Annotated in this window: 8 protein-coding genes; 5 read left to right on the top strand and 3 right to left on the bottom strand. The window is 49.1% G+C overall.

Features of this window, described 5'->3' with window-relative positions; translation table 11 throughout:
• The first annotated feature begins 1 nt into the window (after window position 1).
• Genes treS through glgX form a run of 3 tightly spaced genes read left to right on the top strand, consistent with a single transcriptional unit; the run spans window position 2 to window position 6,745 of the window.
• Window positions 2-3,337, top strand: a complete 3,336-nt coding sequence (gene treS / locus BMX44_RS16715) for a maltose alpha-D-glucosyltransferase (protein ID WP_177167639.1) — start codon at window positions 2-4, stop codon at window positions 3,335-3,337.
• The gene (locus BMX44_RS02385) at window positions 3,334-4,599 is read left to right on the top strand and encodes a glucose-1-phosphate adenylyltransferase (RefSeq protein WP_090627576.1); all 1,266 of its coding nucleotides are present in this window, start codon (window positions 3,334-3,336) and stop codon (window positions 4,597-4,599) included. The genes treS and BMX44_RS02385 overlap by 4 nt, the downstream gene beginning before the upstream one ends.
• Window positions 4,592-6,745, top strand: a complete 2,154-nt coding sequence (gene glgX / locus BMX44_RS02380) for a glycogen debranching protein GlgX (RefSeq protein ID WP_245738797.1) — start codon at window positions 4,592-4,594, stop codon at window positions 6,743-6,745. Before BMX44_RS02385 ends, glgX begins: the two co-directional genes overlap by 8 nt.
• A gap of 125 nt (window positions 6,746-6,870) precedes the next feature.
• Here glgX and olsF read toward each other — a convergent pair whose 3' ends face one another.
• The 3 genes from olsF to BMX44_RS02365 form a co-directional block, all read right to left on the bottom strand.
• Complete coding sequence (gene olsF, locus BMX44_RS02375; RefSeq protein ID WP_245738796.1) at window positions 6,871-8,685, bottom strand: bifunctional ornithine lipid synthase OlsF; 1,815 nt, start codon at window positions 8,683-8,685, stop codon at window positions 6,871-6,873.
• A gap of 184 nt (window positions 8,686-8,869) precedes the next feature.
• Window positions 8,870-9,634, bottom strand: a complete 765-nt coding sequence (locus BMX44_RS02370) for an alpha/beta fold hydrolase (protein ID WP_090627572.1) — start codon at window positions 9,632-9,634, stop codon at window positions 8,870-8,872.
• Window positions 9,634-10,656 carry a M14 family zinc carboxypeptidase gene (locus BMX44_RS02365; protein WP_090627569.1) on the bottom strand — a complete coding sequence of 341 codons (1,023 nt, stop codon included), beginning with the start codon at window positions 10,654-10,656 and terminating at the stop codon, window positions 9,634-9,636. The genes BMX44_RS02370 and BMX44_RS02365 overlap by 1 nt, the downstream gene beginning before the upstream one ends.
• A 500-nt stretch (window positions 10,657-11,156) precedes the next feature.
• Here BMX44_RS02365 and BMX44_RS02360 point away from each other — a divergent pair, with 500 nt between their 5' ends.
• Together BMX44_RS02360 and BMX44_RS02355 are read left to right on the top strand one after the other, a co-directional pair.
• Window positions 11,157-11,858 carry a Crp/Fnr family transcriptional regulator gene (locus BMX44_RS02360; protein ID WP_090627567.1) on the top strand — a complete coding sequence of 234 codons (702 nt, stop codon included), beginning with the start codon at window positions 11,157-11,159 and terminating at the stop codon, window positions 11,856-11,858.
• Between the two features lie 649 nt (window positions 11,859-12,507).
• Window positions 12,508-13,812, top strand: a complete 1,305-nt coding sequence (locus BMX44_RS02355; RefSeq protein WP_090627566.1) for a glycerophosphodiester phosphodiesterase family protein — start codon at window positions 12,508-12,510, stop codon at window positions 13,810-13,812.
• Window positions 13,813-13,864: the final 52 nt, after the last annotated feature.

The raw sequence follows: 13,864 nt of genomic DNA, 5'->3' as shown, positions 1-13,864 counted from the left end.
AATGGACTGGCAGATTGCTGACAAGGATGACGATCCATTCTGGTACAAGGATGCCATTATCTACCAGTTACATGTCAAGGCCTTCTACGACCATGACAATAATGGCATCGGTGATTTCGCAGGGTTGACGCAGAAACTCGATTATATTCAGGATCTGGGTGTCAACACTATCTGGCTGTTGCCATTCTATCCGTCACCACAACGTGATGACGGCTATGACATATCAGATTATCGTAATATCCATCCCGATTACGGCACGCGCAAGGATTTCCGGAATTTTCTGCGCGAAGCGCACCGACGTGGATTGCGCGTGATCACCGAACTGGTAATCAACCATACTTCGGACCAGCACCCCTGGTTTCGGGCTGCACGTGAAGCGCCAACGGGCAGTAAGAAAAGGGATTTTTATATCTGGAGCCAATCCAGTCAGAAATTTCCGGAAACACGAATTATTTTTACCGATACCGAGTCTTCAAACTGGACATGGGATGATGCGGCGCAAGCGTTTTACTGGCACCGTTTTTTTCACCATCAACCGGATCTGAACCACAATAACCCGAACGTGGTCAAGGCTGTGATTCGGGTTATGAATTTCTGGCTCGATATGGGCGTGGACGGATTACGCCTGGACGCAGTTCCGTACCTGTGTGTACGCGAGGGTACTAACAATGAGAATCTGCCCGAAACTCATGCAGTGCTCAAGCATATGCGCTCAGTTGTGGATGCGCGCTACCGTAATCGCCTGTTTCTGGCTGAAGCCAATCAATGGCCAGAAGACGTTCAGGATTACTTCGGTCAGGGCGATGAGTGCCATATGGCATATCATTTTCCGCTGATGCCGCGGATGTATATGGCCGTCGCATTAGAAGACCGTCATCCCATTGTAGAGATCATGCAACAGACCCCCGAGATTCCCGATAGCTGCCAGTGGGCGATTTTTTTGCGCAATCACGATGAGCTGACGCTGGAGATGGTAACCGATCGGGAACGTGATTATATGTACGAACGCTATGCAGCGGATCCGCGCATGCGTGTCAATGTAGGAATCAGAAGGCGGCTGGCACCGCTGATGGACAATGATATTGACAAAATCAAGTTGATGAACAGTCTGCTGATGTCCATGCCGGGATCACCAATTGTTTATTACGGAGACGAAATCGGTATGGGCGATAATTTTTTTCTGGGTGACCGACATGGCGTACGTACACCCATGCAGTGGAGCCCGGACCGCAATGCCGGTTTTTCCAAGGCGGACCCGCAATTTCTGTATTTGCCGCCCATTATGGATCCGATATACGGTTACGAGGCGGTTAATGTGGAAGCGCAGAACCGTGAACCTTCGTCACTGTTAAACTGGATGAAACGCATCATTGCTGCGCGCCAGTCATACCCGACATTCGGACGCGGCACGCTGGAATTCCTGAATCCAGGCAACCGCAAGATTCTTGCCTATATACGCGAATACGGCGACGAATCCATTCTTTGTGTGGCAAATCTGTCCCGTTCAGCACAACCCGTAGAGCTTGATTTGTCCCGGTTCAAAGGCAAAATACCGATAGAACTGCTGGGACGGACCGCTTTTCCACCCATTGGCGATCTGCCTTACATGTTAACGCTGCCCGGTCATCAGTTCTATTGGTTTTGTCTGACTGCCAACACTGAAGCGCCGGTCTGGCATTCGGAAGCACCGCTACCTTTAAAACTTCCCGTCATGGTTTTATTCGACGGTTTGCGCAGCTTCCTGAGCGAACAGACTGAATTAAGAAAGTCGACGATGGCCGAGAAACTACGGACACAACTCGAACGAGAAATTTTGCCTGATTTCTTGACCAATCAACGCTGGTTTGCTGCAAAAACCGAATCGCTGGACCGCATTGAGATTGTGCGCCTGACAACGCGTTCACAGGAATCTCATGCATGGCTCTGGTTGTGGGTCAAGGTTTATTTTGCGCAACAGGAAGCACAGATCTATTTTTTGCCTTTATCAATAATCTGGGGTGAAGCAGACGATGATCATATTCGGCCACTACTGCATGTTGCGCTGGCAAGAGCACGACAGCGTGCTCGAGTAGGCATCATTTATGATGCGGTGCACGACGAAGCATTTGTTCGTGCAATCATCAGTTCCATGAGCCAGTCAGCCGCTACGGAAACCGGTTCGGAAATGATCCATTTCCGCGCTACCACGGTCTTTGACAAATTTGTCGATGACAGCTGTATGGCGGAGGATCAGCGATCCTTGTCTGAAAGCACCAACAGTACTATTGCACTGGGAGACCGGTTATTTCTGAAACTGTATCGGCAATTGCAGCCAGGCGTGAATCTGGAAATGGAGATGGGGCGTTTCCTGACTGATGTTTCGCCATATCCGAATATCTCGCCGTTAATAGGTTCCGTCGAATTTCAGGAGCCAGATGTGCCTGCAACGACGCTCGTCCTGATTCAGACATACAAATCCAATCAGGGGGATGGATGGAGTTACACGATCGATTATTTGCGGCGATTTTTCGAGGACTGCCTGACCAACCCAGCGGTCATAGAAGAAACCGAAAACTGGCATGCCGATTATAAATGGCTGATACACATACTCGGACTGCGTACGGGAGAACTACACCGGGCACTTGCCTTTTCAAGTGGCAACCCTGATTTTGAACCGGAGCCCATCCTGCCGTCAGATTTAATAAACTGGCGTGAACAGGTCTGCCAGGATTTGCACAAAACGCTGGAGAAACTGATGTTACACAGTAGCGCTATTTCGGAAAATGACCAGGCAGGCGTGCATGCGTTACTGGACAAGTCGTCACAACTGCTGCAGCGAATCGATATGCTGATTCCGACAAACCTGAACGCTGTGAAGACACGTTACCATGGTGATTTTCATCTCGGCCAGGTACTGCTGACCGAGAACGATTTTGTCATCATTGATTTTGAAGGCGAGCCGGCAAGACCGCTGGAAACGCGCCGGGCCAAACATTCGCCTCTGCGCGATGTGGCCGGAATGCTTCGTTCCTTCAGTTACGCGGGTGCCGTGGCATTAATCGGCTGTGCGTCAGTACGACCGGCAGACCGCGAGCGATTGATGCCCTATGTTCAGGAATGGGAACTGGCTGCGCGCGATGCTTTCTTGTCCGGATATCGTGAAGGTATAGCGGATTGCCCGGCCTGGCCTTCTGCGGACGAGGATGCCGGTCGGTTAATTGAGTTGTTCATACTTGAAAAAGCATTGTATGAACTGCGCTATGAGCTGGATCATCGCGTGGAATGGGCTGGAGTTCCGCTGACAGGTTTGCTTGCTATATTACATACGACATCCAATGCATCCGGAGAAGGCGCATGAAAGAATTGAGATCGCAGCCAAAAATTATGGCTTTCGTGATGGCGGGTGGCGAGGGCAGCCGCCTGCAGCCACTAACTGAAAAACGTTGCAAACCGGGGGTACCGTTTGGCGGCCGCTATCGAATCGTGGATTTTGTGTTGAGCAATCTGATCAATTCAGAGATTCGATCGATTTATCTGCTGGTGCAGTATAAATCCCAGTCATTGATCGAACATATTCGCAGGGCCTGGACGATTTCGCCACTGCTTCCGGAACATTTTGTAACCGTCGTGCCACCCCAAATGCACAGAGGCAAGTCCTGGTTTACCGGTACGGCTGATTCTGTCTATCAGAATTTGAGCCTGATCAAAGAGCATCAGCCGGATCTTGTCGTGGTATTTGGTGCGGATCATATCTATCGAATGGATATCAGGCAGATGGTGCGATTCCACATCCAGCGGTGCGCAGATGTCAGTCTTGCTGCGCTGCCAGTGCCAATAGAACAGTCATCCAGCTTTGGTATCATTGAAGCGGACACTGATGGCCGGGTAAAAGGGTTCCAGGAAAAGCCAGCACATCCGCGGGAAATTCCCACTGATCCGTCGCGTGCCTATGCGTCTATGGGTAATTATATCTTCAACACTGCTGTACTGATTGAAGCGCTGGAAGTTCTGCATCAGCGTGAAGAAACCGATTTTGGACGGCATATGTTACCGATGTTGCTGCAAAGTCATCGATTGTTTGCTTATGATTTTGCATCCAACGAAGTGCCGGGTATCAAATCATACGAAGAAAAAAGCTACTGGCGCGATGTCGGTACCCTCGATGCTTATTTCGAGGCGCATTTTGATGTGCTTGGAATGGAGCCGCGTTTTGACGCATTCAACCCGCAATGGCCTGTCTACTCAAGCGGTTATCCGGGGCCGGTTGCCCGCGTGATAGGAGGACGTATAGACAACAGCCTGCTTGGCGCGGCCACTGTGATCAATGACGCCAATGTGCGAAATTGCATTATTCGTCGAGAATCCGTCATAGAGCCGGGTGCGGAGCTGGAAGATTGCATTATCATGGATTATGTACGGATCTGCCGTGGTGCCAAACTGCGCCGCGTGATTGTAGACCGGCATAATATTATCGAGGCGGGTGCGCGCATTGGTTTTGACCCTGAAGAAGACCGCCGGCGTTACCACGTTACGCCAACCGGTCTTGTGGTTGTACCATTGGGAGAGATCAGTTATTTTGCACGCAATTCACGCGGTAAGGGGCCTGGATATAATGAGTAACATGCAAAACAATATCAATAAACCTTTTCCACGTCTCTGGCCGGGCAGGCCCTATCCACTGGGTGCCACGTGGGACGGGGCAGGCGTTAATTTTGCATTGTTTTCGGAACACGCGGAAAAAGTCGAATTATGTGTATACGACAAAAAGGGTCATCGTGAAATCCAGCGGATTATTTTGCCGGAACAGACCGACCGGGTCTGGCACGGCTATCTCCCCGAGGCGCGCCCCGGTCTGCTTTACGGTTACCGGGTGTACGGGCCTTACAAACCTGAAGAAGGACATCGCTTCAACCCGAACAAGTTGCTGATTGATCCATATGCCAAAGATATTCATGGCAAGTTACGCTGGAGTGAAGCGCATTTCGGTTATAAAATTCACAGTAACCGCAAGGATCTGTCGTACAACTGGAGCGATAATGCACGCAGTATGCTCAAATGTCGCGTTATTGATCCTGCATTTACCTGGGAAGATGACCGTCCACCCAGAACGCCCTGGCATGAAACCATAATTTACGAGTTGCATGTTAAAGGTTTCACCCGGTTGCACCCGCTGGTGCCGCCTCACCTGAGAGGTACCTATGCGGCACTTGCCTGCGAGCCTGTGATCGAGCACTTTCACCGTTTGGGGATCACTGCGATAGAGTTAATGCCAATACATACGTTTATTAACGATCATTATCTGGCCGAGCGGGGTCTGAACAATTATTGGGGTTATAACTCTATCGGTTTTTTTGCGCCTGATAGCCGCTATGGTTCCAGTGGCGGGGTCAATGAATTCAAGACAATGGTTAAAACCCTGCACACCGCAGGTATCGAAGTAATTCTGGACGTTGTTTATAATCATACAGCCGAAGGCAACCAGCTTGGACCAACACTGTCTTTTCGCGGTATCGATAATGCGGTCTATTATCGCCTGATATCAGATGATCCCCGTTACTACAAGGATTATACAGGATGTGGCAATACCCTGAACCTGATGCATCCGCGCGTATTGCAACTGATAATGGACAGCCTGCGCTACTGGGTGCTGGACATGCATGTCGATGGCTTCCGTTTCGACCTGGCTGCAGCGCTGGCACGAGGTCTCCATGAGGTGGACCGTCTGAATGCATTTCTTGATACCATACATCAGGACCCTGTGTTATCGCAGGTAAAACTTATCGCTGAACCCTGGGATCTCGGCGCTGGTGGATATCAGGTAGGCGGCTTTCCGGTCGGCTGGACGGAATGGAACGGCAAATACCGAGATGTCGTTCGCGATTACTGGAAAGGCGAAGGAGGTGTCATCGACGAACTCGGTTATCGCCTCACCGGCTCCAGCGATCTGTACGAGCATAACGGACGCCGCCCTTATGCGAGTATTAATTTCATTACCGCTCATGACGGATTCACCCTGCATGACCTGGTGAGTTACAACCAAAAGCATAATGAAGCGAATCTGGAGGAGAACCGTGACGGTGAAAATCATAACCGTAGCTGGAACTGCGGCGCTGAGGGTGAGACCGATGATCCCGAGATCCGTAGCCTTCGCATGCGTCAGAAACGGAATTTTCTGGCGACGCTGTTTCTTTCCCAGGGTGTGCCGATGCTGTTAGCCGGTGATGAAACGGGCCGCAGTCAACAGGGCAACAATAATGCCTATTGTCAGGACAATGAGATCAGCTGGGTTGACTGGGAACTGAGTGAAGAAGACCGCGAATTGCTTAATTTCGCGCGGACGCTTATCAGCCTGACAAAAAAACATCCCAGTTTCAGACGCCGCAATTTTTTTCAGGGGCACAGCATCAAAGGAAAAAAAGATATTGTCTGGCTGAATCCGGATGGAAAAGAGATGAGCGAGGAACAGTGGCAGCATGATTTTGCGCGCTGTCTAGGTGTCTTTCTGGCAGGAACGGGGATTAACGAGCGTGATTCGCGCGGACATATGATTATTGATGATGATTTTCTGATGTTGCTGAATGCTTATCATGAGGAGATTCCATTCAGGTTGCCGGATTTCGCTGCAGAATATGACTGGAAAGTGTTGATCGACACCATGGAGTGTGCAATACCGCCAGCAGTGCAGCAGTACCGGTGCGGCGAAAGTTATCCCCTGCAGGGACGCTCGCTGGTGCTGCTCATACATGAAAGAAAGCAAATTCGATAACAGATTGTTGCAGCGCGTCAGTAGATTTCATTGATAAAAGTTGAATAGACAGAAAAGCGAAGGGAGAGTCAGTGTCCGCTTTTTTTGTCTATTCAGGGAGAGAGATGTTTAACCTGTTTCCAGATCTAAGCAGAATTCAGTTTTTGTAAAATCTGGTCGTGGCTTTCGATATAACGCTGGAATTTTTTTTCCTTGATAGCGTTTATCTGTACCAGAATCAATGCATCCACACAATTTGAAAATTTCGGATCGATATTAAATCCCAGGAACTTGCAGCCATTGGGCCGGCACAGCTCGACATACTGTTTATATAATACAGGGACTTTAACACCGAACACGTCCATTTTGTTCTTGAGTTGAGCATAGGCCTGCTTGTACTCGGTTTCACTGGTGATGGTGCTCAACCTGGAGAAACCGTCAGTTGTGTCAAATTGGAATGGCAGTCTCGGTTCGACGAGTGTTTTTTCACAGCTGAAAAGTGTGCTGTAAAAATCCGCGATAATTTGTTGTGCTGGTTCAGGCCATGAATTGCTCATTGATACGGGACCAAACAGATACTGGACTTCAGGGTGCTGATGCAGATAAGCGCCGATACCATACCAGAGATAGTCGAGGCTGCGCTTTCCCTGATACCGGGGCTGAATAAAACTGCGTCCCAGTTCTATACCATTTTCGAGGTAAGGCATGAATGCTTCGTCAAATTTAAACAGACTGTTCGTGTATAGACCTTTTTGTCCGTATTCACGCAGAATTTCACCGGCTTCGCCAATACGATAGGAGCCGATGATTTCCAATTCGTCCTCATCCCATAGAATCAGGTGACGGTAGTAACGGTCATAGCTGTCGATGTCAAGTGCGTTTCCCGTACCTTCCTGTACCTGCCGGAAGGACAGTTCGCGTAGGCGGCCGATTTCACGCATTACGCTGGAATTCGGTATGTAATCGAACAGATAAATATGCTTGCCATCCTGGGTTTCGCCAATCAGCTGAGAAGCCTTGAGTTCTTTGCGAATAAGTTTTGTTTTTGCCGGATGCACGATATTTTCAACCGGATTGAACAGATCCTTTTTCTTCTTTTTTCCCAACAGATAAACCTGTTTGCGCATTAACTTGGCAAGCGCTTTTTTGGGGAGGTCCATAGCTGCAATGGAATTCCACGGTATGGGATTACCTATTCGAAATGATATTTCATGGTCTTTCTGATTGAACATTTCATTGACCAGCATCATCGTGCCGAGTGGCCTGTAGATACTCGATAAACCGTAAAATAGCGTTGAATTCTTACCACCGATAAAAACCGGCAGAATGGGACTGCGCGTTTTCCTGGCCAATGCCAGAAAACCGGATTTCCATTTGCCGTCGCGGATTCCACTGGGACGAATACGCGATACTTCGCCGGTCGGAAACATGATCACGGCCTGATCTGATTCAAGCGCTTCGACAATCTGGTCAATCTGGTCACGTGTATTTCCATACCGTGAGAGATTGTCGACAGACAGGAAAAGGCTTTTCAACGGTTCAATGCAATCGAGCAGTGTGGTTGCGACCACCCTGACGTCGGTCCTGACCTCCGACACCAGCTTGAGCAGCGCAAGTCCGTCCAGTGAACCCAGGGGATGATTGGCAACGATTAATACGCGGCCCTGGTCAGGAATACGGGCGCGGTCCTTATTTGAAACCTGATAGGTAAAGTTAAAATGCTCAAGTACGGCGTCGTTGAACTCCAGTCCTTCCAGATGCTGGTGCGTTTTTATAAACTCATTGATCTCATTCTGGTGAAACAACTTCTTAAGGATGAATGATGCCTTTTTGATGAAAGGCCTGTCATGCTGTTCGCCCGCATGTTGGAAATAATCATTCAATAAAGCATCGACATCAAGCATGTCTCCGTTCTCCGGCAAAATGTGAATGATCGGTACAGTATAGAAAAAATATGACATTACAATGACGTTTAACAGTCTATGGTGACCTTGCAGTACAATGTTATTTCGTTCCGCATGTCCGCTTGGGCAACAGGCAGCGTATGATTGGTCTCTACATTATGCATACCGCAAATCGGCAGCGTGCGCTATTGGATGGGTTATGGCGGTATGTATTTTGTTAATCTGCGTCGTAGAAATTGATTTATCGGTCGGCCTTGTGAGAATGCAGCCATGCACCGATGGCGTTCACCAGCCATTCGGGTTCGTCCAGCGGCAGATCGTGACCAGCCGTCGCATGCTGCACGTAATCGGTTTGCAATACCCGTGCCAGTCGGGCGCTGCAGTGATAGTCGACCAGGCGGTCCGCCATACTGGTGATCACGAGGACAGGCCGGTTCAGTCGCAATAGGTTGGTAAAACTGGCTGCAGCAAGACACTGATGGATTGCGTTCGACAATGAGACAGGGTGCTGTTGCTGCCATCGCTGCCAGCATGACAGAAGTTTCTGGTCTCCACCATGACAATTGGATGTAAGCGCCAGAATATCAGCCTCAATGTCTATTTTTTTTTGCAGTATGGCTGTCAGAATCATCTTGGCAACGCGCGGATAAGCCGTCCAGCGCAGGCGATGATAAAATGGTGAAAAATTTTTGAGGCTGGTGTTGATCAGGACAGCGGAACGCACTTCATCCGGATAGCGCGTCATCCAGTCAATGGCGATCATGCCGCCCATGGATATCGCGATTAATCTGAGGCCCTGCTGCTGCCCTATTTGCCCGCGCAGCGCTTCGGTCATGTCAGCAATCGTTTTTGGGCTTGTCAGATGATTCAGTTTGCCGTTACCCGGTATGTCTGGCGTCAGGATGCGTGCTCGGGGGAATCTTCTTTGCAGTACATGTTTGAACTCGCCCCAGTGTCTGGCGTCACGCAACAGGCCGCGAATTAATACAAACTGTGGCGTTTGCATCAGGGATACCAGAGAGACAGCGCCAGTTTTTCCATTTCCGGTGTCTGGCTTTTATGAATCCAGTTTTGATAGGATAATGTAGCATGCAATAGAAAATCCAGCAGAATCAGGTGGCTGCGTAACACTCTTCTGAGGCGGTGCGGTTTCATCGGATGGAAAAGTCCCAACAATTGCCTGATTTGCAGTGGATTCTTGCGCACCCAGCGCCAAGAACCCATTTCCAGCGTCAGCGGCAGAAAAATATTGCCGCGCTCTAGTGATTGCAGATAAAGGAAGTCCCATAAATCGCCATGAACCAGATAATGTTGCGATTGCGGTTCAAACAGGTATTCCTGATGCGGATAGGCATGCATAAACAGCTTGCGCAGATAGTAGATTTCACTGATGTGCTTGATTGGTTCAAGCTTGCTGCGAGCATAAGGAAACCAGATCTGGTTGCGAAAACCGAAGCCGGAGTGACAGTCGAGTACAATACTGAACGGTGCCGGAAATACTTCCCGAATAATAAAATCACACAGTGCCTGTGCCTCCGGTTGCATGGGTTTGCCTGCTTTTCCCCGATACCATGGCAATAACGGTGATATCCTGTGTCCGCCGCCAAGCCAGATGGTTTTTTCATGGCTGTCAATCGGAGCGTTGCGCATCAGATCGACACCCTGCCCGTTGGAACGCGTATTGTTGTACATGCCGACGGGATTGATGAGCGGCAGTATGTGGATACGCACTCTTTGCAATAGATCAACAGCGACCTGATCCCAGTCGAGACGCTCGAGCAGCCCCTCCATAAAGGAGACCACAACCTGAGTACCAATGCGCTCCAACCCATGTACACCGGCTACAAACGTGACACAGGGCACATCCTGAACCTGATTGCCGAGGGTCAGCGCATAAATCGGTAACAGATCATTCTGGCAGGGAATATGTCCGAGCACTCTGCTGGATAAGTGTTTTTTGTCGCTCCATTTAATCAGTGTCTCAATTTGTTGCAGTTCGGGTATTTCTATGGATGTTGAGTAGGCCATGCTGTGATTAAATTATATTTGTTGTAGCGCGCTTGAATGGCCAACATGGTTTTGTCGATAAAAATATCTATTCTCTTACCATATTCGGATTTTCAGATAGTGCTCTTGAGTGGATGCGCTCGACTGCATACTCACGGCAGAACATACAACATCGGGTAACTGTGACTCTGCCATCATACCATTCGTTCAGGCCAACTTCATTTTTAATAAAAATGTAACTGGATTTTAATAATTGTTGGATTGCCAGAGCTGGGTGAATGCGCGTATGCTTCCAAAACAACGTAAGCTGGTGGGTGTAGCTACGGATAATTCAGTTGCTCGTATCGGATACAGCGTGCAATCGGTTTCTGTTTGATTGCTCCAGATGATCCAGTCAACCACAAGTCTTCGGGGTAATAATACATCTGAGACCCTGAATTTCTATTTCAGGCATAACGGTTTATAATTTTCAGGCCTTGTTGCAGGAAAATAAAAGACCGACAAATACTACTGTTTTACTGATGCCATCTAACCGTTGCAGCGATACACTGACCCAGTCCCTGAATTCAGTCTTCGAACAGAATCTGGATGAATGGAAAAAAATCTACGCCGACATTCGGGAAGTAGAAATTCCCGACAAGCATTTTCTTTACCGGCAGGGAGATCGCGACACAGATTTTTTCTGGATACGAAAAGGTATTGTCAAATTATCGTATCTGACAAAACAGGGTAGCGAGCTGACGCTTGCGTTGCTCAGGCAGGGTGACATCATTGGACGCCTGCAACACGATGCTGACGAACTCATGGCTGAGGAAAGCGCGCAAGCACTGGGGGACGTGACCTGCTGCTGTATCGGGCGTAAGGATTTCAGACAACTCATAATTGATCGACCCAATCTGTCATTGCTGGTTTTCGAATCGATTTATGCCCGGCAACGCAGGATCGAGCACAAATTACGCATGATTTTGACACAACCTGTAGAGCAGAGAGTGGTTGCAACGCTGCTGGATCTGGCGCAGCTTTTCAGCACGCGCTGTACACACGGTTTTTCTCTGGAAATTTTTCTGACCCAGCAGGAGCTGGCTGACCTCGTTGGCGCCAGCCGTTCTGTAGTCAGTACAATCATGAACGATTTCAGGAATCGAGGTCTGCTTGATTATACCCGGGAGCAGATCTGCATTAACGACAGTGCCTTTGCCAGCGATACTTTCGATAGGGACTGATTTTTTCGTCAGAGTTCGCCGGAATCAGACTTCCACCATACATTGCTTATGTACAGGCCGGCGTTCATCTGGCGGTTACGCGGATATCGGATTTTTCTCTGGGTGTTTTCAAATTGCTGGCTTTTAACTGCATGGCTTGATCGAGTACATTGCCGGCCTTGCACTCGTTGTCATATCTTTAATACTGAGATTTGCCGACGAGCCGGATGCGCGGAATTGTTATATAGCGGTGTGATCAGAATAGTGGCCGGATTTTTGACTAATTATCATCAGGTAGGTCGCAATAATAGTAAATTGTTCTGCGAACAACCCAGCTTAGCCTTGCCTTCTGACCGAGTCAGGTATTACTGCATTGGATTGCCAGTGAAATGAATAAGGGATCCAGTCGAGCAATGCTAGCAATCTGGCGCATATCAAAAGAGAGTATTTTAAATAATTCAAGCAATTAGCATCAGGCAGACCAACGACCCATCCCAAGGCCATCAAAGTTTCATACAATAGGCATAAAACAGAAATATTCACTCGTAAGCATGGGAAACTGTCCGGGTCGACCTATGGAGCGTCAACACTCCATCGGTCGAGAGATTGTGTCGTGTCTATCGCCCCGGTGCATCCAATCAACACAACATCATCACCAGAGGAGTGAATCATGAAGCGCATAATTTTGACAGGTGCTGCCGCACTTGTTCTGGCGTTGTCTACTGCAAGCCTGGCCGAAGATGACAATGAATCCGAAAAACACTACAACAAGGATCGTGGGTATGAAGTTCAGTTGGGGCCACGTCCGTTTTTTCTCGTTGAGAACATGGATCCGGGTCAACTGAAATCCAGGCTGGAGCGCTGTTTATCCGGTCCGTTTAAACGCACTGATTTTTCCATTGGCCACCGAGGTGCACCGATGCAGTTTCCCGAACATACGCTGGAATCGTATCAGGCCGCTGCAAGAATGGGAGCGGGCATCGTTGAGTGCGATGTAACGTTTACGCAGGATAAGGAGCTGGTTTGCCGCCATTCGCAGTGTGATCTGCATACCACTACCAATATGCTGGAAACGCCATTGGCTGAGAAGTGTTCCGAATCCTTCCAGCCCGCAGCTTTTGATGAGAACGGAAATCTGGTGACACCTGCCAGTGCACGTTGCTGCACCAGTGATATTACACTGGCAGATTTCAAAACCCTGAAAGGAAAAATGGACGCTTCCAACCCGCGCGCGGCAAGTGTGGCTGACTATATGAAAGGTACGGCTGACTGGAGGACAGACCTGTACGCCACACGTGGCACTCTGTTGACGCACAAGGAAAGTATTGCTTTGTTCCAGAAACTGGGGGTAAAAATGACGCCTGAACTGAAATCTCCGAGTGTTCCGATGCCGTTTGACGGTTTCACCCAGGAAGATTTCGCCCAGAAAATGATCGATGAATACAAGGAGGCAAGGGTGCGCGCTTCAAAAGTATGGGCACAATCTTTTAACCTTGGTGATGTCTTGTACTGGATTCAGAACGAGCCGGATTTTGGCAAACAGGCTGTTTATCTGGATGGCCGCTATGATGATCCGGCTTTCGACCACCGCAATCCAGCGACCTGGTCGCCCCCTATGGAACAACTGGTGATTGATGGCGTGCAAATCATAGCACCACCGATGTGGATGCTGCTGGAAACCGAGAATGGCCAAACGGTGCCATCCCGCTATGCCGAAGCGGTGAAAGATGCAGGCCTGGGTATCATTACCTGGACTTTCGAACGCGACGGCCCGCTCGATAATGGCGGGGGCTGGTATTTTCAGACATTGAACGGGCAAAATCCGAACCCGTCGCAGCCTGGCAGTGTCATTAACAATGATGGCGATATGTATGATGTATTGCATGTGCTGACAAAAAAGGTCGGTATTCTCGGTATTTTCTCCGACTGGCCGGCGACCGTAACTTACTATGCTAATTGCTTGAATCTGAAATAATAATTGTAAAGACAGGGCAGGATGGTTTTATCGGCTCCGCCTCTGGTCTTTG

The organism is Nitrosomonas marina, from assembly GCF_900110145.1.
In the GTDB taxonomy this organism is placed as follows: Bacteria; Pseudomonadota; Gammaproteobacteria; order Burkholderiales; family Nitrosomonadaceae; genus Nitrosomonas; species Nitrosomonas marina.
Note: the sequence above shows the minus strand (reverse complement) of the source record. Positions and strands in the feature narration are given on the sequence as shown.